General features: G+C 41.6%; 20 protein-coding genes. 10 read left to right on the forward strand and 10 right to left on the reverse strand.

The genetic code is table 11. The annotated features are described in order from the left end of the window. The first annotated feature begins 319 nt into the window (after window positions 1–319). Window positions 320–589 (forward strand): hypothetical protein, encoded by a 270-nt coding sequence (locus tag HM131_RS04810; protein ID WP_198162718.1) that lies wholly within the window; start codon window positions 320–322, stop codon window positions 587–589. A 68-nt stretch (window positions 590–657) separates the two neighbouring features. Here HM131_RS04810 and HM131_RS04815 read toward each other — a convergent pair whose 3' ends face one another. Together HM131_RS04815 and thpD are read right to left on the reverse strand one after the other, a co-directional pair. Next, window positions 658–813: an anti-repressor SinI family protein gene (locus HM131_RS04815; RefSeq protein ID WP_232324871.1), complete on the reverse strand. Its 156-nt coding sequence runs from the start codon at window positions 811–813 to the stop codon at window positions 658–660. Between the two features lie 211 nt (window positions 814–1,024). After that, on the reverse strand, window positions 1,025–1,921 hold the full coding sequence (thpD, locus tag HM131_RS04820; RefSeq protein ID WP_085028490.1) for an ectoine hydroxylase: 897 nt from the start codon (window positions 1,919–1,921) through the stop codon (window positions 1,025–1,027). A gap of 350 nt (window positions 1,922–2,271) precedes the next feature. Here thpD and HM131_RS04825 point away from each other — a divergent pair, with 350 nt between their 5' ends. After that, complete coding sequence (locus HM131_RS04825; RefSeq protein ID WP_085028492.1) at window positions 2,272–3,684, forward strand: glycoside hydrolase family 18 protein; 1,413 nt, start codon at window positions 2,272–2,274, stop codon at window positions 3,682–3,684. Between the two features lie 642 nt (window positions 3,685–4,326). Here the strand turns inward: HM131_RS04825 and HM131_RS04830 are convergent. Both HM131_RS04830 and HM131_RS04835 read right to left on the reverse strand, forming a co-directional pair. Continuing rightward, complete coding sequence (locus tag HM131_RS04830; protein WP_085028494.1) at window positions 4,327–5,136, reverse strand: ZIP family metal transporter; 810 nt, start codon at window positions 5,134–5,136, stop codon at window positions 4,327–4,329. A 175-nt stretch (window positions 5,137–5,311) separates the two neighbouring features. Next, entirely contained in the window at window positions 5,312–6,145 is an 834-nt protein-coding gene (locus HM131_RS04835) for a YitT family protein (RefSeq protein ID WP_085028496.1), read from the reverse strand. Window positions 6,146–6,279: 134 nt separating this feature from the next. Between HM131_RS04835 and pdxR the strand changes: the two genes are divergently transcribed. Further along, on the forward strand, window positions 6,280–7,665 hold the full coding sequence (pdxR, locus tag HM131_RS04840) for a MocR-like pyridoxine biosynthesis transcription factor PdxR (RefSeq protein WP_085028498.1): 1,386 nt from the start codon (window positions 6,280–6,282) through the stop codon (window positions 7,663–7,665). A gap of 88 nt (window positions 7,666–7,753) precedes the next feature. Further along, on the forward strand, window positions 7,754–8,578 hold the full coding sequence (locus tag HM131_RS04845) for a metallophosphoesterase (RefSeq protein WP_085028500.1): 825 nt from the start codon (window positions 7,754–7,756) through the stop codon (window positions 8,576–8,578). 59 nt (window positions 8,579–8,637) lie between these two features. On the opposite strand, the gene HM131_RS04850 is transcribed toward HM131_RS04845, so the two are convergent. Further along, window positions 8,638–9,195 (reverse strand): YkoP family protein, encoded by a 558-nt coding sequence (locus HM131_RS04850; RefSeq protein WP_085028502.1) that lies wholly within the window; start codon window positions 9,193–9,195, stop codon window positions 8,638–8,640. Between the two features lie 375 nt (window positions 9,196–9,570). Between HM131_RS04850 and HM131_RS04855 the strand changes: the two genes are divergently transcribed. The 5 genes from HM131_RS04855 (at window position 9,571) to HM131_RS04875 (ending at window position 14,225) form a co-directional block, all read left to right on the forward strand. After that, entirely contained in the window at window positions 9,571–10,794 is a 1,224-nt protein-coding gene (locus HM131_RS04855; RefSeq protein ID WP_085028504.1) for a processed acidic surface protein, read from the forward strand. After that, window positions 10,781–11,437, forward strand: coding sequence for a class D sortase (locus HM131_RS04860; RefSeq protein ID WP_085028506.1), 657 nt, complete (start codon window positions 10,781–10,783; stop codon window positions 11,435–11,437). Before HM131_RS04855 ends, HM131_RS04860 begins: the two co-directional genes overlap by 14 nt. Window positions 11,438–11,782: 345 nt before the next feature. Next, the gene (locus tag HM131_RS04865) at window positions 11,783–12,814 is read left to right on the forward strand and encodes a M14 family zinc carboxypeptidase (protein ID WP_085028508.1); all 1,032 of its coding nucleotides are present in this window, start codon (window positions 11,783–11,785) and stop codon (window positions 12,812–12,814) included. A gap of 137 nt (window positions 12,815–12,951) precedes the next feature. Further along, window positions 12,952–13,119, forward strand: a complete 168-nt coding sequence (locus HM131_RS04870; RefSeq protein ID WP_085028510.1) for a YfhE family protein — start codon at window positions 12,952–12,954, stop codon at window positions 13,117–13,119. A gap of 191 nt (window positions 13,120–13,310) precedes the next feature. Then, on the forward strand, window positions 13,311–14,225 hold the full coding sequence (locus HM131_RS04875; RefSeq protein ID WP_085028512.1) for a DUF6612 family protein: 915 nt from the start codon (window positions 13,311–13,313) through the stop codon (window positions 14,223–14,225). Between the two features lie 62 nt (window positions 14,226–14,287). On the opposite strand, the gene HM131_RS04880 is transcribed toward HM131_RS04875, so the two are convergent. The 5 genes from HM131_RS04880 to HM131_RS04900 all read right to left on the reverse strand — a co-directional run bounded on the left by HM131_RS04880 (window position 14,288) and on the right by HM131_RS04900 (window position 21,636). After that, a complete protein-coding gene (locus tag HM131_RS04880; protein WP_085028514.1) occupies window positions 14,288–15,523 on the reverse strand; it encodes an MFS transporter in 1,236 nt (411 codons plus the stop codon). A 137-nt stretch (window positions 15,524–15,660) separates the two neighbouring features. Then, window positions 15,661–17,073 (reverse strand): NADP-dependent phosphogluconate dehydrogenase, encoded by a 1,413-nt coding sequence (gndA, locus tag HM131_RS04885; protein ID WP_085028516.1) that lies wholly within the window; start codon window positions 17,071–17,073, stop codon window positions 15,661–15,663. Window positions 17,074–17,413: 340 nt separating this feature from the next. Continuing rightward, window positions 17,414–18,865 carry a glucose-6-phosphate dehydrogenase gene (gene zwf, locus HM131_RS04890; RefSeq protein ID WP_085031803.1) on the reverse strand — a complete coding sequence of 484 codons (1,452 nt, stop codon included), beginning with the start codon at window positions 18,863–18,865 and terminating at the stop codon, window positions 17,414–17,416. 257 nt (window positions 18,866–19,122) lie between these two features. Beyond that, window positions 19,123–20,184, reverse strand: a complete 1,062-nt coding sequence (locus HM131_RS04895) for a glycosyltransferase family 4 protein (RefSeq protein WP_085028518.1) — start codon at window positions 20,182–20,184, stop codon at window positions 19,123–19,125. Between the two features lie 30 nt (window positions 20,185–20,214). Next, complete coding sequence (locus HM131_RS04900) at window positions 20,215–21,636, reverse strand: O-antigen ligase family protein (RefSeq protein WP_232324872.1); 1,422 nt, start codon at window positions 21,634–21,636, stop codon at window positions 20,215–20,217. Window positions 21,637–21,871: 235 nt separating this feature from the next. On the opposite strand from HM131_RS04900, the gene HM131_RS04905 reads away from it, so the two are divergent. Next, a complete protein-coding gene (locus tag HM131_RS04905; protein ID WP_085028522.1) occupies window positions 21,872–23,224 on the forward strand; it encodes a phenylacetate--CoA ligase family protein in 1,353 nt (450 codons plus the stop codon). The last annotated feature ends 7 nt before the right edge of the window (window positions 23,225–23,231 follow it).

Consider the following 23,231-nt stretch of genomic DNA (forward strand, 5'->3'; position numbering starts at 1 on the left):
ATTAGGATTTAATTCTAGTAAGTCCTCAACGGTTACACCTTTATGAAGATTGGCAATACTGTAGAGCGTGCTGCCTGGTTTAACGGTATGAAATTCTTTATCGTACCCATCGGCTCTGCTTACTCGAACTTCCTGTCCGACTTGTAGGTTTCTAGGTTCTATATTAGGGTTTAGTTCATATATGTCCCATAGATTAACACCTGCATGCAGGTTAGCAATGCTGTAAAGCGTACTTCCTGGTGTTTAAACTTATTTTTACGAAGAAAATGACAAACTCTATTTAAGAGCTATGGATGGTCCAGTTAGATTGGATTCAGATATGGAATATCAAATGGAGAAAGTTGATGCGAATCACTACACGGTAACACGGGAGCGAAGTGATGAACTGTATGGAGAATATACAGTGGAGATTGATTATAGTTACGAAGCAGGAAAATGGGTGTTTGAAGACCGCAGCCAAGTAGAGAGAGGTGAAGGCGGTGAAATGCCTGATACCTCAAATGCTCTTCCTATGAAGGCGATCTCAGGTATTCTGCTTACCGCAGCTGGAGCCCTTTTGCTAGTAGGACGTAAACGCCTAAACCATTAATCTAATTATAAAAAACAGCTCGTTTTTCAGGCGAGCTGTTTTTTTTATGTTAATAACGGTGATAAAAATTATTCCTTCGTTTCTACAATTTTACTAGATATAGAAGAATGTTTACTAAAGTACTCTCTTACTTCTTCTACAGTTAGACCTAATTCCTTTGCTTTTCTCATTAAATGTATCCATTCTAGATCCAGTTGAGGATGGCACACCATTTGTTTATCCAAAGACTTTTCTCCCATCTATCAAAGTGTACTCTTATCCTAGCAGATACGAACATGAAAAAATGTATAATAATGGTTTGATAGTAGTGTTTCTTTTGTAGATTCTTGACCTTTATTGATCGATGGTGAAGGATAGACAATAAAAAAAGCTGTTCACAAAAGGGGTTCCCTTGTGAACAGCAGAAAAAATGAGAGTTCCCTGGTAAGTATAGGATTAACGTAAGCTTAACCGCTTCGCGCCTTCTCTCACAGCGATAAATTCAGGACGCTCTTTTCCTCCTGAAAAAGGTTTGACAAGCTGGTTCTCTACACTATTGAATACCATAAACAGATTGTTACGGCTATAGGGGGTAATGTTGCCGTTTGATCCATGCATTGTGTTCGATTCAAATAGAGTAATGGCTCCGGCTTTTCCGGTCGGCACAGAAATTCCTCCGCCATTTTCTGCAAGCCATCTCAAGCTGTTGTGATCAGGCACTCCTAATTTCTGCTTTTTCAAAGATTCCTTGTAATTTTCCTCTGGTGTCTCTCCGATACAGCTGACAAAATAATTCTGGGAACCAGGGATCAGCATCAGAGGGCCATTAAAAATATAGTTATCAGACAAAGCAATAGATAGACTGACTGCCCTCATTCTTGGCATACCGTCTTCCACGTGCCAAGTTTCGAAATCAGAATGCCAGTCGAATTCTTTTCCAGTAAAGCCTGGTTTATAATTGATGCGGGACTGGTGGATATAGACATCACTTCCCAGCAAATATTGCACAATGTCGAGAATGCGCTGGTCATTGGTCACCTTTTTGAAGTACTGGTCATCATTATGGACATGAAAAATAGATCTAATCTCGTCACTCTCCGGCTCACGAATAACCTTTTCAGAATCTACCTCTCGACTAGATTCTTGCAGGTCAAAAATTCCCTTTTGCATTTCAGAAACCTCATCAGGGGAGAAGAAGTTTTCTATTTGTAGAAATCCATTTTTTTGATAGAAATTGATTTGTTCATCAGATAACGGGCCTTTATCTTTAGACAGGTCCGAATGGATGACTGGATCCTTGCGTTCAATAATCTCTGGCTTACTATTCTTACGGGAAGGATAGAGATCTTCCATGTTTACTAACACTCCTTGTAAAAGATAAATTTCTCCTTAAAGCCTTTTCGAACGATTGTAAATAATAGGGAACTCTCCACGTACACCGCATATTCCCACTAGAATAGCAAATAAACACCTGATTTTGAGAAAATTTAAACAAGAAACCTTTGGAACCCTGGCATGTCGGTCGAAGGGGAGGGTTGTAAAATTTTTATATATTTGTATAGTATTTATTGGTTAATAGATCTATTAAATAATTCTATTAAATTATATTAATAAAAGGTTTTTAAATATAGCCATGCTCTTAATAGGACAGACTCTGCATGAATAGCATGAGATATAGAGACTGCTTGTGAGGTGAGCGTGGCGTGCAAATACATGTGGTGAAATCTGGAGAGTCCCTATGGGGAATAGCTCGGTCTTATCGCTCTGATATGAATCAAATCATTTTACTCAATCAATTGGAGAACCCTGATGTATTAGTTGTTGGGCAAGCACTGGTCATTCCAGAGGGGGGAAGGGAATATGTCGTTCAAGCTGGAGATTCTCTTTGGGCGATTGCCCAGCGTTTTGGTATTTCTGTTCAGCAGCTTGCGGAATTCAATCAAATCTCTGATCCTTCCTTGATCTTTATTGGAGATCTGTTGGTGCTTCCATACTTTCCTCATACTGTTCAACCTGGAGACAGTGTATGGAGCCTATCTCAACGGTACGGAATTTCAGCCGAACGAATGATTCAAGTGAACGGGCTGACCAATCCTTCTTTGCTTTACGTCGGGCAGACGTTGTATATCCCAAGAAAACCGAGACCTGTAAAAGAAATCAATGCGTACACGACCAGAACAAGTGCAGCCGGGAGGAACGAGGTCCTTGCTCTTGGCAGGAACTTCACGTATTTGTCCCCTTTTACTTATGGGGTTAGAGAAGATGGTTCCATTACAGAGATGAATGAAGAGTCTGTTCTACAAGCGGCAAAAGCGAATAATGTTGCGCCTCTAATGGTATTAACGAATTTCACCAATGGATCGTTCAGCTCCGATAAAGCGGCGGCGATTTTGAGAAACCCTGACCTGCAGGAAACGTTGATTACTAACATCCTTGCTAAGATGGAGGAAAAAGGATATACAGGTTTAAACATTGATTTTGAATATGTTTATCCGGAGGACAGGGAAAACTACAATAATTTTCTTCGAAGAGTAGTGGCTAGGCTGCGGCCAGCAGGGTATACCGTTTCTACAGCCGTTGCACCAAAGATTAAAGCGGATCAGCAAGGGTTATTATATGAGGCACATGATTACCCAGCTCATGGGGAGATTCTCGATTTTGTTGTCATCATGACGTATGAATGGGGATGGGCGGGAGGCAGACCATGGGCGATTGCCCCGATCAACAAGGTAAGAGAGGTATTGGATTATGCGGTAACTGCCATACCGAGGGATAAAATTATGATGGGCGTGCCCTTGTACGGCCGTGATTGGAAAATCCCATGGGTGGAAGGTACATTCGCTCGAACGGTAAGTCCAAAAGAAGCCGTACAGCTTGCAGCCAAGTACGGTGTAGAGATACAGTATGACGAGACTTATCAATCTCCTTATTTCCGTTATAGAGATGAATCAGGGCAGGATCATGAAGTATGGTTTGAAGATGCCCGTAGTATGCAGGTTAAGTATGACGCGATTACGAACTATGGTTTGAGAGGCGGCAGTTACTGGGTGCTGGGAAACCCTTTCCCGCAAAACTGGCCGGTATTACGCGATAACTTTACAGTGAGAAAAGTTTAAAATAAGCAAAGTGTGCTCCAGTCCAGATTACAAGATAAATTGGTTTCTTTCCCGTTTCAATAGATAGAAACAGGAGGGCCGGGAAATGACTCGCTTTCCGCGGGCATGCGGTGAGCCTCCTCGAGCTATCGCTCTCCGGGGTCTCACCTGTCATGCTCATCCCACAGAAGTCTCGCCAATTCCCGGCCCTCCTTACGATTGATCGGATAACGGAAACGCTCCAGATTTCCCAATGGAAGGTATATTGCAAAAAACCTTTCGATAAGCTCTAATACTGTCATTTGCAGAGGATTCTCCTTAATAGAGAACCTTGTCATAACCTTAATACTCATGCATATAAATGGGGTCGTTCATCACAGAACAGATGGGTGGCTGGAAAACGGCGAGACTCCCGCGGGAGAAGGATCTAGGCGAGACCCCACAATGAGCACAGCGACTTAGGAGGCTTGCCAGTTCCCCCGCAGGAAAGCGAGTCGTTTTCCTGCCACCCCTTCACTTATTACGTAACGGACCCATGAAAGCCTCAAAACTGAGTACTCAGGAATAGAGGGCTTATCTTGAATGAAAATTGTTACAACTTAAACGACTACAAAACCCTTAGAGCATATAAGCTCTGATGGTTTTACTTTCTTTATGAAAGGATTAGCCAAGCGCCACATCCAACGTCATCATCACCGCAAAACCAAGCATAAGGCTGATCGATGCAAGATTGACATTCCCTTTTTCATGCGAACCAGGAATGATCTCTTTTGCGACAACGAAGATCATTGCACCTGCAGCAAAGCTAAGCGCGTAAGGCAGAATGGGTTCAATCGCAATAACAGCAAAGGCCCCTATGACCGCAGCGATCGGTTCCACCATACCGGAAAATTGACCGAACATGAAACTTTTCTTTTTCCCCATTCCGTCCCGGTGTAACGGCATGGATACAGCCGTACCTTCTGGGAAGTTCTGAATACCAATTCCAATTGCGAGTGCCATTGCACCTGCTAGTGTCGATTCTGTAACGTTGGAAGCAAGCGCTCCGAACGCCACACCGACCGCTAGCCCTTCAGGAATATTGTGAAGCGTCATAGAAAAGACGAGCAGAGCTGTACGATTCTTCGCTCGGTTATCTTTAATATCATGCAAATAGCGATCCGTGTTAAGAGCCGGCAACATACGGTCAATGAAAAGCAGCAAAACACCACCTAATAGAAAACCGACAACAGCCGGAATCCAGGATGGAACGGCCCCGTCAGAAGACATTTCGATCGCCGGTGCAAGTAGTGACCAGTAACTGGCTGCAATCATGACCCCACCTGCGAAGGCGAGCATACTATCTAAAAATTTCTGATTCGCTCCTTTAACAAAAAACACGAGTGAGGCACCTAAAGCCGTCATCCCCCATGTAAATAATGTACCGATCAATGCTTGCATGACTGGGTTGAGTTCTTTGAATGCTTCAATCATGTCTTTCACCTCTCAATGTTGATGTATTCTTTAAAAGTTGCGTATAGGAAACTTTTATTTATGTGGCCATTTTACATGGAGGGGCGAAATACGTCAAATGTCTTGTTTCATTCGCTTTAATAAGACTACAAAAAAGAGAGCTGATCAGTCTCAGCTCTCTTTTTTCATACTCAAATCATTTACCTCTATACCCCTGGCGGAAAACTTCCTGAACCCTGTGCGTGGTGATATAGGTGGTAGGATCAATCTCTTCTATAAACTTTTTCAATTGAATGATCTCGCGTTTATTAATGACGATATACAACACATTCTTATTTGTATTGGTGTATCCTCCTTTAGCTTCAAGGACAGTGACTCCACGGGACATTCGGTTTGTAATGGTTTGGAGGATCTCTTCGTGAGAATCCGAGATGATCATGACAGCCGTTCGTTCTTCGGTCCCCTCAATAATGGCATCGATGATTTTCGCTCCTACGTAGACCGCCACTAACGTATACATGGCACGTTCTTTTCCAATCACAAAAGATGAGGCCACTATGACCGTGATGTCTATGATTAACATCGCATTACCCACACTCCAGCCCAGAAATTGATTCAATAAACGGGCGAGAATCGTACTTCCTCCAGATGTGCCGCCGGCTTTAAAAATTAAACCAATTCCCAGGCCGACAGATAACCCCGCAAATAGTGCGGCCAATAAAGAATCCCCATTTAGATTCTCCCCCCAGCCAATGGTTATGTGGAGGAATAACGAGGAGAGCAGGATGGAAAGGATGGTATAAATCGTCATTCGTTTTGTGAAAAATTTATATCCAATCGCCAATAAACTTGTGTTTAAAATGAAGTTGATGAGTCCTGGTGACCATCCAAACAAATAGTAAGTAACAATCGTAATCCCAATAATACCGCCTTCAGATAATCGGTTTGGTATGGCAAAATAATTGACCCCGATAGCAAAAACAAAAGCTCCGATGACTAAGAGAGTAAGATCTTTGAACGTACTTTTCATATAGCCTCTCCTTTCCATTCCTTATTAGAGACTCACACCTGACGTTGACCGGGCGAAGTTGCCTTTTCTACATATATACTTTAAACTGACATTGTTGATGACCGAATTATATCATAGATTAAAGGGGTCAGAGAATGGGAAGTTTCCTTATTAATTTCAAACTCAATAAAGAGCAGCCTTTATACGAGCAGCTGTATCTACATATACGAAAGAAAATTGAGTCAGGAGATCTTTTACCTGATACAAAACTGCCATCGAAACGAGAGTTATCAAGGGAATCGTCCTTAAGTCAAAACACGATCGAAATGGCTTACGGACAATTGGTCACGGAGGGATATATCGAGGCATTAGCGCGGAGAGGCTATTTTGTGAAGGATATCCAGCATGAGTTCAACAAGAAACAGGCAAGCCATTCAAAGGTAAAAGAAAAGAAGGTCAATGACGAATCGGCCCTCTACGATTTCTTTCACTCGGGGATTGATACAGCCTCCTTTCCTTATGAAACGTACCGCAAAGTCGTTCATGATACGTTAAAGAAAGAGGATGAAAATTTGTTAAAGCTTGGCCATCCTCAGGGAGAGTTCGATTTGAGGGAGGAGATTGCTGCTTACATTAAAGAAACAAGGGGCGTCGACTGTCTTCCAAGTCAGATTATTCTAGGTTCAGGAACGCATTACTTACTGAAGTTGTTGTTTCAAATGCTGCCTGACTGTACTTACGCGGTCGAAGATCCTGGCTATCATCGCAAATACGCTTTAGCGTACCTTCCAGACAAGCAAGTCCGGTTAGTGCCGGTAGATTCGCAGGGAATGAGTCTAGATGATTTGGAAAAAAGTGATGCGGATATCTGTATATTGACTCCATCTCATCACTTCCCAAATGGTACCGTTATGCCGGTTTCGAGGCGAGCCGAGGTATTGAAGTGGGTGCAGGCAAAAGAACACCGCTATCTCATTGAGGATGATTATGATAGTGAATTCCGCTATTCAGGTCAGCCGATTCCATCGCTTTATAGCCTCGACTATTCGGATAACACGATTTATTTAGGGAATTTTTCCAAGGGACTGATGCCGTCACTGCGAATCAGTTATATGGTTTTACCAGGGAAGCTTTTGCAAACCTATCAAGAAAAGCTCTTTTTTTACGCCCAAACCGTTTCGCGAATCGATCAAGCCGTACTTAAAGAATTTATCCAAAAAGGCCACTTGCAAAAGCACATTCAAAAAATGAAAACCATTTATCGCAAGAAAAGAGATACACTTCTTTCAGCAATTTCACAATGTTTCCCTGAAGACGTAGAAGTCATCGGACAAGATTCTGGCTTGCATGTGCTTTTGCGTATTCCTAATGGAATGACAGAAAAAGAACTGATCGAGAAGGCTTTAGAATTTGATGTGAAAGTCCATCCGATTTCCTATTATGGGAAACATGATAATCAAACGGTTCTTATTGGCTACGGGTCTCTCTCTGAAAAAGAAATCCAGACGGCAGTTCACTTACTATCAAAAGCATGGTTTTAGTGGGTAAGGTCGAATGGAAACCTATCCATCATTTACTAGGTAAAAAGTCCTTTTATCCTAGTATAATGAGGTGGGAGGTGTTCGTTTGATGATTTGGATTGCAGCGTTAAGTGTATTGATTGGAGTTATAGGCAATATAGCGTACAAGAACACGAGACAAGTACAGATCAACACCATCAAAGTAGATACAACTAAAAATATGGAGACGATGCCGCCGCTGAATATATTGCATCTTTCCGATCTTCATTTAGAAAATATCTCAATTACACCAATGGAATTATATAATAAATTGAAGACTCAAAATTATGATCTCATTGCGCTTACAGGTGATTTTCTTGATCGAAAATGGACGATTCCTAAGCTCGTCCCCTATTTAGAAGTACTGAGAGACCTGAATCCACGACACGGGATCTTTGCTGTTTTCGGCAATCATGATTATGTTTTAAGGAAGAAAAACTTTAACAAACTGAAAGAAACTTTGCAGCAATATGAGTGTATAACCATGCAAAATGAACATGTGACCTTAGAAATGAATGGTCATATCATTAATGTGATAGGAATTGATGATTACAGCACGAAGAGGAGCGATCTTGAGGCTTCATTTACTGGCATAAAAGAAGGATATAATTTAGTGCTTACCCATGACCCAAATATCGTGTTAGAAATGGGTGATTTTCATTTCGATTACTTGTTATCCGGCCATTTTCATGGAGGGCAGATTTTGTATCCTAAAGCCTACCATCTAGTTAAGATGGGGAAACTGCCAAGGATGAATATGGTGAAGGGATTCCATCGTCATGAAGGCAGACCATTTTATATCAGTGAAGGACTTGGGCAGACAGGTGTAAATATTCGTATTGGAAGTCGACCAGAGATTACGCTTCATCATCTTGAATCTTCATCAGGAAATTAATGAAAAGAGGCTGTCTTTCTCCAATGTAAGGAGTAAAGACAGCCTCTTTCTTTTGAGGACTAGTGGTACTTATCCATCAGTTGTTCTTTTGACATATAAATATAAGAAGGCTGATGAGTCCTTAGATCGGCAAGGCTTGGAGGCTTTCGATACATGGATCGGATCATAATAAAGGAAGTGTATTTCAATCCTTTGTAAAAAAGATTGGAAATAGGAACGGCCTCAAATCCTAGACGAAAGGATCCTCTGCTGAGTGCTGTTACTCCAATAATTCCTTTAATATGAGCGACATCGTAATGATTGTAAACATAAGTAGCCAATTCAGGTAAGGACTCATGGACAGCTTTAAAAATATAACGCGCCTGGTTTATGTCGTTTTTAATATGCTTCATTTCACGTATCAATCGGATATTGTGGAGATGAATTTTTAAGACTTTGTCATTCTCTTCGACCTTTGTCCCATCTCTACAAATAAATGGTTTTCCCTTATAGGAAATGAGTTTAACGCGGAAAATATTTTTTAAATCATTTTTGTTTTTATGGATGTAAGATAAACGTGCCAGGCGAAAATAAAATGGATCCAATAAAGACCAGATATAGACGATATAGTGCTTCATATTTCCCCAACCTTGCTTTCTTTTTCTTTATTGTGGATAGAAAGGAATCATATTATTGATGGTAAAAAAAGAGAAGAAATTATTCCGGCTAAATCGTAAAAACTTGGATAATATAAGTGAAACAAAACCCTTGTGTGACGTTATTTCGTTTTTAAACGAATGTAAGGAATCATTACTTGGTGGTCGCCTGTAAAGAAAAAAATTTTTAATGTCTACCCCAAAACCATAAAAACGGAGACCCTCTCGTTGATCGTTCTATATTTAAACCAAAACCAACATTTTCCTTTTAACTTTGACAAAATAAAGCTATCTATTTTGAAAAAGTAGATTTATAATATTCTAGATATTAACAATTGAATAGTAGGAGGAAAATTGGTGAGAGGTTTAGTTATGGCTGTTTTGGTGGGGTTGGTTGTTACTTTGTTCCCTGGTGTAAATTATGCAGCTCCTCATACGAATGAGGTAGAAAGTTTCGTAGCAGAGCTGGGATGGACGGTTCAGGATTTAGAGGAATATCTTGATTTTTATGAACTGAGTCTTGAAGATTTCGAAGACATGGATGAACTGAGAGAATTTTTAGGAGAACCATTGACGGAAGAAAATTTGAATGTACTGCTCAGTGATTATGGTTTAAGTCTTGAGGAAGCATCTCAATTATTAATAGAGAATGGGGAACTGGAGGAAGGCCAAAGCATTCTGGATGCTTATGCCCTTGTTGAGGATTTGGATATGGACCTCTCTTTTTACAATATGACTCCTTTGACAGATGAAACCCTCCATCAACTGCTTGAAGATTATGAGTTAAGCTATGAAGAGCTTGTAGATTTATTAAACCAGAATGGTGATTCCATTGAAAACTACGAGTACGTAGAAGAACTGGATTGGGCATTATGGAACTACCTCTATAGTGATGAGGAAATAGAATATGGTGATCTCGATGGTCTTTTTACAGACTTTGGGCTTACTGAAGAAGAGTTAGAGCGATTATTTAATCATTTAATGGAGTTGGATCTTGAGGACCCTGCAAAAATAGAAAGACTTGATGAGCTTTCTGCGCGGATGATGGCTTTTGCAGACTTTGAAGTAGCCACAGAGTTAACTGCTGAGCAAATAGCTGAATTGCTTGATATCTTTACTCAGATGATGCAACTCCTGGATTTAGATGTTTCCTTTTATTTAGTAAAAGATGGCGCAAAAGAGCAGGTATCCATCTCAACGATCTTAGGGATGACTTCATCCGAAGGTTACGATTTAATGATCGTCCTTCACAACACTAAAGGCGAGTTTCTCGCAGACCTGGTCCTTACAGGAGATATGTTTAGCTCAGAACTAATTAAAGATACTGGTAACGACCTGGAACAACTAAGTGTCATTCAGGAGCAAAGCGAAAGCGCGAAGGCAACTCCAGCTAAAAAAGCACCTGTGAAATCTGAACCAGTAAAACCTGATACAGTGGAAAACCGTCCGGCCATCCAAACGGAACAAGGCGCAAAATTACCAAAAACAGCTTCGTTTGCTGTTGAAAAAGCGGCTGCAGGTTTCGCTATGTTGGCGTTAGGTTTCTTCTTTTACCGCAGGTTCAAGTATGCTCAGAAGTAAGAAAGTAAAAAGGTATCTGCTCTTGGTTGTAAGTGTGGGCTTACTGACCGCAGGATTATGGCTCACAACGACGAATGTATACACGTTTGCCAAGGGATATGTTCTGTTCAAATCAGGAATAGTTCCAAAAGAAAAAACGATAGAGGACCATTCAATAGCCCCCAAGGAAGCGGATGCTAACGTTACACCTCCATCAAAAGAGGTAAGCGCCGAACCCTTATATAAAAATCGTCCAAAACAAGGGGAAAGAATGGGAGAATTGTACATTCCGAAATTGGATGCGACTCTGCCTATCTACCACGGAACCGATGAAGATGAACTTGAAAAAGGTGTCGGTCATTTTGCGGGAAGTGTACTGCCTGGTGAAAAAGACAATTCAGTGCTTTCCGGACACCGCGACACGGTTTTTCGCAGACTAGGGGAAGTGGGGATGAATGATCTCCTTATCGTAATGACGGATGCTGGCGAATTCACGTATAAAGTAAGAAAAGTACGAATCGTCGATGCAGATGATCGGACAGTCATTGTACCCAAACCACAGGCAACGTTAACCGTAACGACGTGTTATCCATTTAATTTTATCGGGTCTGCACCAGAGCGGTATATCCTGGTAGCTGATCTTAAAGAAGTAGTCACTCAATAAAAAGCAAAGCCCTGTTTCTGAATATCAGAGACAGGGCTTTTGCTTTAATAACGATTGAAATTATTCGGCTGTTAACGTAATGGACTTCTCTAAATCACCGGATTTTACAGTTGAAGATACAGTCACTTGTTGTTATTAGCGGATAAAAAAATGATTCTGATGTAGTGGAAATCTACTAATAAGGATGGAAAGGGGAAAGGACTAAGGGGATATACTCCATAAGCATCCTGGATTTAAAATCTATTAAAGGATAATTTTTACATATGTAGAATTAATTTTAGTAGTAGAGGAAACTTCTTTCCTTCCTTTACTAATTTCGTATAACCACTTTAAGGAGATGAGCATATGAAGAAAAAAGTAATAGCTATGTCTTTATCCATCACCCTTGCAACTGCAGGTGTGGGGATTACCCCCTCTTTTGCAGCAAATGGACCTGATGTTAACGGTAACGAGACAGTACAGACAGCAATGCTGACTACTTACAAGGAGATGAAGAGTTTTCTGCAAAAAGAAGATGTGAAGCAGGAACAGATGGATTTAGAAGTGATTGGGGAAACGAATGAGGGAAGGGAAATTTTCTTAGTCAAATACATAACTAATCCAGATAATCCGACCATTCTTTATCTTACACAGCAACATGGTAATGAGGCACTAACAACAGAAGGAGCCCTCGATTACATTCGTCACTTAGGTTCCAATAGTAAAAAGAATCAAAAGATGCTTAAACATGTGAATATTCTTATTTTGCCAATGTTGAATGCAGATGGAGCCATGGGTGATGTTAATTTTTCCTTAGAGGATCACGTAGCCAGCGGACGTCATCTAACACGTTATAATGCAAATAGAGTCGATCTAAATCGCGACCATGTTAAAAAGGCAGCACCAGAAACCAAAGCCTTACATGAGAATGTTCTCCAAAAATACAAGATAGATTATATGATAGATATGCACCATCAAGGGACACAGGAAGATTATAACGATAGGTATACTACCGGCTCTCTTCTAACCCCGCAGAATCCTGAAGTTAATTCTGTAGTTACAGAGCAATCTAAGCGATTAGCAACTGTTTTATACCAAGGTTTGGAGCCACTGGGCTGGACACATATATTTAAATATGATGCTCCTACTTCTAAACCGAATGTTGCTTCTAATGCGATGGCACTTCAATATGATATTCCAGTTATTCTATTTGAAATGAGGGGAATGGCTGATAACAGCTATGAACCATACGTATTAGGACAGAAATCAAATGGGTACTTAACTAAGCAAGCATTTCTAGCGATGCAAGAAACTTCTGAAGCCATTGCTGATGGTTCTATATTGAAAGCTGATTCTGGTGTTTATGAGCAACTTCCTGAACAGAATTATAACTATTGATAAAAAAGGTCTCTTTTGAGTAAGTGGTTTTAATTGTTCCTTGTCGTTCTAAATAATTAATGTACTTGCACGTTTAATGGCTTTTCCAACGTGGAACAACCTGTACATAACCCAATTCCAAAGAAAGGATGAACACTATGGCAAATAATGCACAGTATCAACCGATAAGAGGAAATGGGGATCAATTATCCGACGCGCAGGAAGTCATTTATGCAAAAGAATTTAAGCAAGCCGACATTGCTGGCGGATATCGTAAACCAAGAGTGAAAGAAGCGAAGAAAGAAAATCCTAAGTTAAAATCATAGAAAAAGGCAGCCTTGATTGGCTGCTTTTTTTTGGTCAGTTACATAGTAAAAAATAATCACATAAAAATGTTTATTTTTGTCATAATTAGGCTACTAGGTGGTAGGTGGAAAAAAGTGGGTTAAACGTCAGCCTTGTTTCTCGCATACATAGACTCATGAAATTTTGCCAAATTCATACTAGGAGTGTTTCGATGTTGAAAAAGCTGTTTAGCCTGTCCGTAGCCCTCGTTGTCCTGTTCGTTTTGCCTTTCCAAATTGCAGCCGCAGAAATGAGTGCAGAAGAAATTCTGAAGAAATCGAATGAAGCGATGAAGGGGCTCGATAGCTACACCCTCCGCACCGTTACAGAATCACCCATGCCCATGATGAATGAGGGCAACAGTAAGACGATGACCTCTGAAGCTGTTTCCGATGTTACTTTAGATCCATTTGCTATGCATATGACTACAAAAATGCCAGGAAGCACAGTAGAGTCTTATTTAACGGAACAGGGGTATTATGCCGAAATGCCTGGTGAAGGATGGGTAAAACTATCTGATGAGATGAATAAATCTATTCAAAAGATGGCCATGGCAGATGGGCAATTGAATCAGGCGCTCACACTTGCGAAAGACATGAGTGTGCAGGAAGAAGAGGAAGCCTATGTGCTTACGTTTGAAGGAGATGGACAAAAGCTCTTAGAAATGTCGATGAAAATGATGCAGTCAAACATGAATACCGAGAGTAATAAAGAAATGGACTCCATGATGAAGCAATTACTTGAAGATGTAGAAATCAAAGATGTCTCCTATCAGATGACCATTGATAAGGAGAATCACTACCTTACGAGTATGATGATGGATCTTGAGATGACTATTAAAACAGGAGAAGAGCCAGCGACCATTTCTCAGTCTACTAAGATGACTCTAGAGAACTTTAACGGCGTAGATCCAATCGAAATTCCGCAAGAGGTATTGGATCAAGCGAAGCCTTTAGAGGAAACAATCAAAGAAGGCGGAGAAATGCCTGACACGGCGACTTCTTATCCTACTTCTCTCATGCTGGGAGGAGTACTGATTCTACTCGGCGGAGGAATGCTTCTCTATAGAAGAAAAACAACAGCCTAACCTATTCAAATAATAAAAAGGCGCAGCCCTGTCCAATGGGGCTGCGCGTTTTGATGGGAATTCTATTTTCCTTGTAAGGTTTCGTCTGTCCTTGAAAGTGAGATCACTCCCGATAGGAAGGGGAGAAGGGCAACAAGACCGATCGCCCAGTGGACGGAAAGCGTATCTGCGATGATCCCTGCAAGTAAGGCACCAAAGGCATAGCCACTGTCCCGCCAGAATCGGTAAACCCCTAAGGATCTTGCCCGCCAATCGGGATGGGCCACATCACTAACGGAGGCTATAATCGTTGGATATACCATAGCGGTTCCAATTCCTAATAACAGCGCTCCGGCAATCCATAAGGAAAAGGTATCGACGAATAATATGAACCACAGAGAAAAAGCTTGCACAAACATCCCTGAGACGATCAGTTTTTTACGTCCGATTCTGTCACTCCATAAGCCTGTAAACAGCTGAAAGAATCCCCAGGCAGCAGGATAGACAGCAACGACCGTTCCAATTTGGCCAACGGATAACCCGCCTGCTGCAAAAAAGATCGGGAAAAGTCCCCAGGCCATTCCATCTTTCAAGTTCGTCGTTAATCCAGCAAAACTGCTGCTTGATAAATTTCTATCCTTCCAGGAAGTTTGCTTGAATACTTCCCCAATAGATATCGATTGTTCCCGGTTCTTTTGCTGTTTCGACTGAAGCTTAAGATGCTGATCTGTATTTTTAACAATTAAGGATAGAATGATACCGATTATTACAAGACCAATGCCGATGTAAAACAGTTCTGGACTGAGTGAGTATGTGTAAGCAATGTAACCAGATACGGCAGCCATCAAAGCAACACCTAGATAACCGGCGAATTCATTAAACCCTACGGCTAATCCTCTTTGGTCCGATTTAGCAAGATCCACCTTCATGTTCACGGTCATCGACCAGGTTAAAGATTGGTTGACCCCTAAGAAAATGTTAGCAACAATAATCACCCACCAGGCGTGAGCGAAAATCACGAGTAAAGGAACAATGAATCCTATGAACCAACCGACAACCAGCACTTGTTTGCGTCCGTATCGATCAGCTAGGTCACCCGCAAAGAAATTTACAATGGCTTTGGAAAAGCCGAAACTGACGATAAAGGATAGCGCGGCGCTGGTAGAAGCAATGCCGAAATTTTCTTCACCTATAATAGGGAGAATTGTCCGTTCTAAACCGACCATCGAACCGACGAACAAATTAATGACAACGAGTAAGAAGAACTGAATGGAATTTTCTTTAATGCCGACTTGAACATGATTTGTTGTTTTATCCAAGTCTAATCACCTCTTTTCATAATACGTAACGAGTCTTATATAGTGGGTGGGGTATTTAATTCCTCTCCTCAGTATTCCATAAATTCCTCGGAATATAAAAAATACAGCTCAGAGTTGAGCTGTATTTCTCTACCGTCTTATTTTGTCCATTCGGTATGGAAGGTGCCTTCTTTATCTTTTCGCTGATACGTGTGCGCACCGAAATAGTCACGTTGGGCCTGCAGAAGGTTCGCAGGAAGATCCGCTGTACGATAGCTGTCAAAATAAGCAATGGCGCTTGATAGCGCTGGGACAGGAACTCCGTTGGTAACGCCCATGCCTACAACTTCACGTAAGCTGGACTGATACTTCTCAGCGATATCTTTGAAATACGGATCAAGAAGCAGGTTATCTAAATCAGCATCTCTGTCATACGCTTCTTTGATTTTTTGAAGAAACTGAGCACGGATGATACAGCCCCCACGGAAGATCATAGCAATGTCCCCATAATTGAGGTTCCATTCTTTTTCCTTAGAAGCGGATTGCATCTGAGCGAATCCTTGAGCGTAGGAACAGATTTTACTCATATACAACGCTTTTCTTACCGATTCAATCGCAGCCTGTTTGTCTCCAGAGAATGGAGCAATTTCAGGACCGCTGATCTGCTTGCTCGCTCTCACACGCTCTTCCTTCATTGCAGAAATGAAGCGGGCGAACACGGATTCTGTAATGATCGGAAGCGGAACCCCAAGCTCCAGAGCATTGATGCTCGTCCACTTTCCGGTTCCCTTTTGGCCGGCCGTATCGAGAATTCTCTCGACTAGAGGCTCGCCAGTTTCATCATCAATTTTTGTAAAAATGTCAGCGGTAATCTCAATCAGATAGCTGTCCAGCTCGCCTTTGTTCCATTCGGCAAACACATCATGAAGCTCTTGAGCCGTTAAACCAACGACATTCTTCAAAAGGAAATAAGCTTCTGAAATCAACTGCATATCTCCGTATTCGATGCCATTGTGGACCATTTTTACATAATGCCCCGCACCCTCTGGACCAATGTGGGTACTGCAAGGAGTGCCTTCCACTTTAGCGGAAATCGCATCAAAAATTGGCTGCACTTCTTCATAGGCTTCTTTAGGTCCGCCAGGCATGATGGAAGGGCCTGTTCTTGCTCCTTCTTCACCGCCGGAAAAACCGGTACCGATAAAGTGAACGCCTGCCTCTTTCAAGGAAGAAGCTCTTCGTTCTGTATCCTTATAAAATGTATTACCACCGTCGATCAGAATATCTCCCTCTTCCAAGTGAGGAAGCAACGTTTCAATAACTTTATCCGTCGTTTCACCTGCTTTTACCATCATCAGAATTTTACGTGGTTTTTCAAGTGAACGGATGAATTCTTCAACGGTGTAGGTTCCCTTGATATTTTTGGTTGCTGCTTCGTTGTTTACCATTTCGTCTACGCGATCAGTCCAGTAGTCATACACAGACACGGAGTAGCCGTTGTCTTCCATATTGAGAGCAAGGTTTGCGCCCATGACTCCTAAACCGATGACACCCATTTGTTGTTTTGTCATAGATGATCTGTTCCTTTCATGGTTGTGAAGAAAAAATTATATTTCGTTTTAACGTGTGACTGGTACCATCCAGCTTAAGTTCCTACCCCCTCGAGGTCTTAAGTCCAAATGTTACGTGAAGAAAGACCACTTCACGTAACATTCGTTCTTAAGCTTGTCGGGTCTACCAAGGCTTCTCCACTTAAATGAAAACCGGTTCCAGCTCCTAGCAACTAGCGAGACTTCCCTCACTTCTGTACGATAAGTCAACATCGGATCACTCCGTTCTCCGTGTTTCCTTTATCTCCTCCAGCTCAGTCCAGTCCGTACGTCGCTGACCAGTCGCTTCCACACTATACTTTTACCACCAGTTAAATCCGTCTGTTTCTAACAGCTTGTGAGAGGCTTCTGGGCCAGTGGAGCCAGCAGGGTAGAAGTTTAATGGAAGTCCGTCTTCCTCGAATGCTTCCAGGATCGGCTGAATCCACTTCCAGGACAGCTCTACTTCATTCCAATGCGCGAAGTAGGTAGAGTTTCCTTGCATCGCATCATTCAGCAGACGCTCGTAAGCCTCTGGCTGAGAGGATGGATTTTTAGAAAACGTAATAAACGCCGGTTCAAACTGCTCGTTGGATTGATCCTTAATATTAACTCTCAAGCTGACACTTTCTGCAGGGTTGATTTCAATCTCTAATAGATTGGAAACTAACCCGATTTCTTCAGGGTTTTCTGTTTCATCGGCTTCATTTTTAAACTCGATAACGATACGAGTGGATTTCTCCTTCATTCGTTTTCCTGTGCGAATGTAAAACGGAATGCCTTTCCAATACTCATTATCGATGTATAAGCGCGCAGCAAAGAAGGTGTCATTATTGGAATCCGGATCGATTCCGTCTTCTTCGCGGTAAGCTTTCACCGTTTCACCTTCAACTTCACCTGCTTCGTATTGACCGCGAACGATGTGCTGTGACATTTCGTCTTTCGCAACAGGACGAAGGGACTCCATAATTTCTCTCTTATTATCTTCAATTTCTTTTGGCGACAACTTTTTCGGGTGGTGAAGAGCTGTCATCATGACTAACTGAAGCAAGTGGTTTTGAACCATGTCGCGAATCGCACCTGCTTGATCATAGTAGCCGGCTCTTGTCCCAACTCCGACGGTCTCACTTGCGGTGATCTGTACGTTTGCGATTTGATGATGATCCCATAAAGATTTCAATATTGGATTCGGACGAATGAGTGACTCAAGATTTTGAACCATCGGTTTTCCAAGATAGTGGTCAATACGGAAGATTTCATCCTCGTCGAACACTTCTTTCAGCTTTGCATTCAACTCTTGAGCAGACTTCAAGTCACTGCCAAACGGCTTTTCAATGATTAGACGCTTCCAGCCTTTTGTCTGGCTGATGCCATTCTTGTGCAAGTTCGTCGTAATCAGATCCACAAGCTTTGGAGCAACGGATAAGTAAAAGAGGCGATTGTCAGGGATGTTAAGCTCGCTCTCCCGAGTCTCTATAAAATCTTGTAAGTCCTTATAAGATTCTTGTTTTGTTGCATCAAAAATGCAGTAACGGAATTTCTCCAGAAACTCGTCTAAAGAGGAAGACACAATGTCTCTTCTTGAAAATGATTCCAATGCTTCTTTTATAAGGGCATGAAAGTCCTCGTTGGAGAAAGGCTTTCTCCCCAGTCCAACTACTGAGATGGAAGGGGGCATTTTACCCTCAAGGAATAAGTTATATAAAGCTGGATAAAGCTTTCGTTTTGCGAGATCTCCGGATGCACCGAACAACACTAAGGACATATCTTGCATCAATTCGCTGGAATCGATTCCAGCGTCGTTAACAACAGCTTCGTCTGAGATACTTTCCATTTCCTGACTACCTCCCGTAATGTATAAGAGCGTAAACGCTCATTGATATATAGTTAAACTTTCATCGTTGTGATGTTTCACATCTTTATAAGATATCGGTTTTGAACTTAGTATGTCAACTCTTTCAAAATCTAATATAGCAGAATTATACGAAAAAAAGGACTAAATCGCTCACGATTAAGCCCTTATACGACTCGTTAGCCGATCATCTCCTGATAGAGGGACTCCAGCCTGTTATTTAAGTTAGAAAAGTCATACGCTTTTGCCTGCTGTTTATTATGAGCAGACATGCGCTTCATCGTTTCTGGTTGAAGGGAAACGATCTTTTCTACAAATCCATCGACATCGCCTGGTTTAAAAAGATAGCCTTCTTTATCGTCATGGATGATATCCGGAACCGCACCAACTTGAGTAGAAAGTACCACAAGCCCTGCAGCCATCCCCTCCAAATTAGATAGGCCCAGAGCTTCAAAATAGGAAGGAAGAATGAAGAGTTGAGCTTTTTCGAACTGTTCGACCTTTTCTTGGCCTGACATCGTTCCAAGCAAAGTAATGTTCAAGTTGTTAGCATCGATTTCTTCCTGAAGTTCATTTCTTAGCGGGCCGTCGCCCATCAGCTTAAAGTCGATGGTCGGATGTTCTTTCAATTTTTTCGCCATTTCAATAATGTCACGAACGCCTTTATTGGCTCCAAGCTTGCCAACAAACAAAACGGTTTTCTTATCTTTCGGGAAGCTTGGCTGAACGCTTTCGAATTCTTTCGTAAAAATAGCATTTGTGATGATCGCATATCGTTCTTCCGGTACATCGAAAGTCTTTAGGAATTCATCCTTCCAAATCTGTGAAAGGCATACAATCTTATCTGCACGAGCAAGTGTATCTTCAATCATTCGCTTTTTCTTCTCCGGGCTATTCGCATAAAAATCAAAGAACTTTCCGCTATGGACGTGGAGGATGACCGGATAATTCAAAGCTTTAGCTATTAATAGAAAGAACCGGCTTTTTGTGAATGCTTTGAAGCCTGCCGTATGGATATGAACCAACGCCGGCTTCATTCCCATGATCACGAAGAAAAACTTGAACAGGACGATCAAGTTGTAAACAAGTTTGTTCAGCGGCTTGTTCTTCTTCGGGAAAATATTAAAAAATTGTAGATCATAATCGGTGCTCGTGAATTTCTTCAATTGGCTTATAAAAACGGAAATCCCTCCAATAGGTGGAGGGAGTGGGCCGACATGAAGAATGGTGTGCTTTTTCATCAAAAATTCTCCTTATCGTAGGAAACGGTTTTAGCTGAGTTTATGGCTGCGGGCGTGCAGCAAGTTAATGATCATTAAGACCATTGGCAGGGCGAGATAAATGTTTACCGCTGGTGCGTATAACACGTGGCCGGCTAAGAAAGCGATGCCTGATCCCATGCCGATGGCTACGAACAGTAACACATTTTCAGGTGTAATGACTCGAAGCGGCATCGTAAAGAGTCGCTTAATAAATAGAAAGGCAAGAGTAATGAATGGCATGAATAATAATAATGATCCAATAATTCCATAAGAGAAGAACAGATCAAAGAAGTCCATTTCGATCAGTTTTCTATTTTCTTTATAGTTTCCAGCATAACCCATTCCAAAGGATTTTTGAACAAGATCTGCATTCTTATATTGTTCTAACGTATTGGCAAAAAACAAGTTTCGTGAGCTTAACAGGATTCGAAGAACAGGTGATTCAATCAACGAGACATCCTCGTCGATATCCCCTTCGTCCGGAGCGGGCTCTCCTTCAGGCGACATGCCACCTTCAGAATCTCCGCCTTTATCCTTTTCTTCTTGCTGTTTCGCTTTTTCTTCACTAATTTTACCGACATCTCCAGCAACGTTGGTAAACGATGGGGAGAGTGGAGTGATCGCACCAAATAGGATGAGGAAGACGAGTGACATGATCAGACGCAAGTTAACCGTATGATTCTTCGCCTTTTTAATAAGTGAAGCAAGCCACCATACGACGTAACTGAACACGATGATGATCGAAGCGCCGAGTACGGCGAAATAACTGACCTTCGTTCCGATTAAGATCGAAACGATGGCAAGCAATAAGACAGGAATGAAGTAATACCACTGTTTAAAGTTGTCCATCTTCTTCAAGCTGTACAAATAGACGAGCGGGAAGCTGATGGCGATGATCGAGCTAATCTCATTTCCAGAGAAGAACCAGCCTTTGAACCCGAACTTTCCATATTCGTACGTATTAGAAGCTGTGCCAGTCACAATGGATAGGAACATGGTAAGCGATACAATCAACATCGCAATGGTTAGCGACTTCAGAATATCAAGCTTTGTTTCATCCATCTGGTCTTTGTTTGTAAATAACAATAAGTACGAACAGAACATGATGATGAAGTAGAGTGTCTTCGCTAAGAATTGAAGCTCAAGGAATGGTTCGAAGACGGGCTTATCGAAGAAATTATACACAAGACCGATGCCGACCGCTGCAAAGAGAATCAATAAATAGGGAATGACGTACTTTTTGTATGTACTTGAGTTCCCAAAGAAAATAAACAGAAGGGAAAGTCCCATAAATAGAACACGGACAATAATTCCAATCGTCAAACTCGAATCGAATTGCTTAATGGAGAAAAAAGTAAGGATGTCTAGAACAGGTTGTACTATAATAAATAAGAGCAGAAGTTTCTTATACATTTCTTTATTGATCATCATTAAAAAAGCACCTCTGAGTCGTTGTTCAATTAGCAATTGACATAGTGAAGTATAAACCATATTCCATACCCTGTCTATAAATGTAGGAAAATGTAATAGAGTCGTAAATACTTGAGGGAGTAGGGGTTCTAGCGGTTTTGCTTGAACAAAATTCAGGAAGAGACGTATAATGAATACTTAATTCGAAGACTATAAAAAAATTTTTTATCTGACACACATTTAAGGAGTTGGAATTATGGGTTGGATCAAGAAGTTAAGGATCCGTTTGATGGAAAAGATTCGAAAAACAAACGCACTACATTATTATCAATCGTATAAAGAAAACCAGTGGAAAGATCAGAAGGAACTTCTCAAAGAACAAGATGAAAAGGTCTCCAACTTGATTAAGCATGCATATGCCGAAGTCCCTTTTTACAAAGAGTATATGGAGAAACATAACCTTCCTCCTGCTCATTTTCAGACGGTGAAGGATCTAGAAAAACTTCCCATTGTCGGAAAAGAGGAATTGAAACGTCAAAAAAACAAAGTGCTTGCGAATAATATAGAAGACTATTCTCCTGAGGAAAAACGCACAGGAGGGTCTACAGGAGAGCCGTTCAAGTACTATCTGCCTAAACTCTCACATTCTCTCATGTGGGCGAATCTCTGGCGAGGCTGGAACGTCACAGGCTATCACCCAGGAGATAAGATCGGGGTTCTCGCCGGCGGATCGCTTTTATCAGGATTTGATGTGAAAAGACGGCTATACTATTACTTAAACAACTGGATCCCGTTTTCTTCCTATAATATGTCGGAAGAAACAATGGATCACTATGTGAGCGCCATGAAAAAGAAAAAGGTCAAGCTGTTGTACAGCTATTCTTCTTCAGCTTACGAACTGGCGAATTACATTTTGAAAAAAGGATACAAGATTCAACTGGACGGTGTGATTACAACGTCAGAAGTGTTGTTCCCCCATTACCGGGAAGCGATTGAAAAAGCGTTCGGCTGTGAAGTCTATGACCAGTACGGGGCCAATGACGGGGGTGTGACCGCGTTTGAATGTGATCAGCACGAAGGATTGCATATCGGCATGGAACGCTGTGTCGTCGAAATCGTCGATGATGATGGCAACCCAGTTCCGGACGGCGAGGAAGGGCGCATCCTGCTTACGGACCTGTCCAACTATGCAATGCCGTTTATACGCTATGAAGTGGGAGACTACGGAGCAATCACGAGAGAACCATGTGCTTGCGGTCGCGGATTGATTAGACTTACTCATATTAAAGGGCGCCAGCAGGAATTTGTCTATAGCCGCAATAACCGCAAAGTACACGGCGGGTTCTTCTCCACAACGTTCAGGCAGTATGACGCAGTCGAGCAATTCCAGGTTAAGCAGGATCAAATTGGGGAAATAGTCATAAGACTACGTTTGAACGACCCTTCTTTTGAGAAACAATTAGAGAGACTGAAACAAACCATTGCAAAACAAGCAGAATTGGACAAGGTTACGATTGAACTCACCGATCAGTTTGAGAAAACAAAAGGTGGAAAACATAAATTTGTCATAAATAACGTCGCTGAAACAAACGAATCAGTGGTAAGGTAACGGATGG

This window comes from Halobacillus mangrovi, assembly GCF_002097535.1.
Taxonomy (GTDB): Bacteria; Bacillota; Bacilli; order Bacillales; family Halobacillaceae; genus Halobacillus; species Halobacillus mangrovi_A.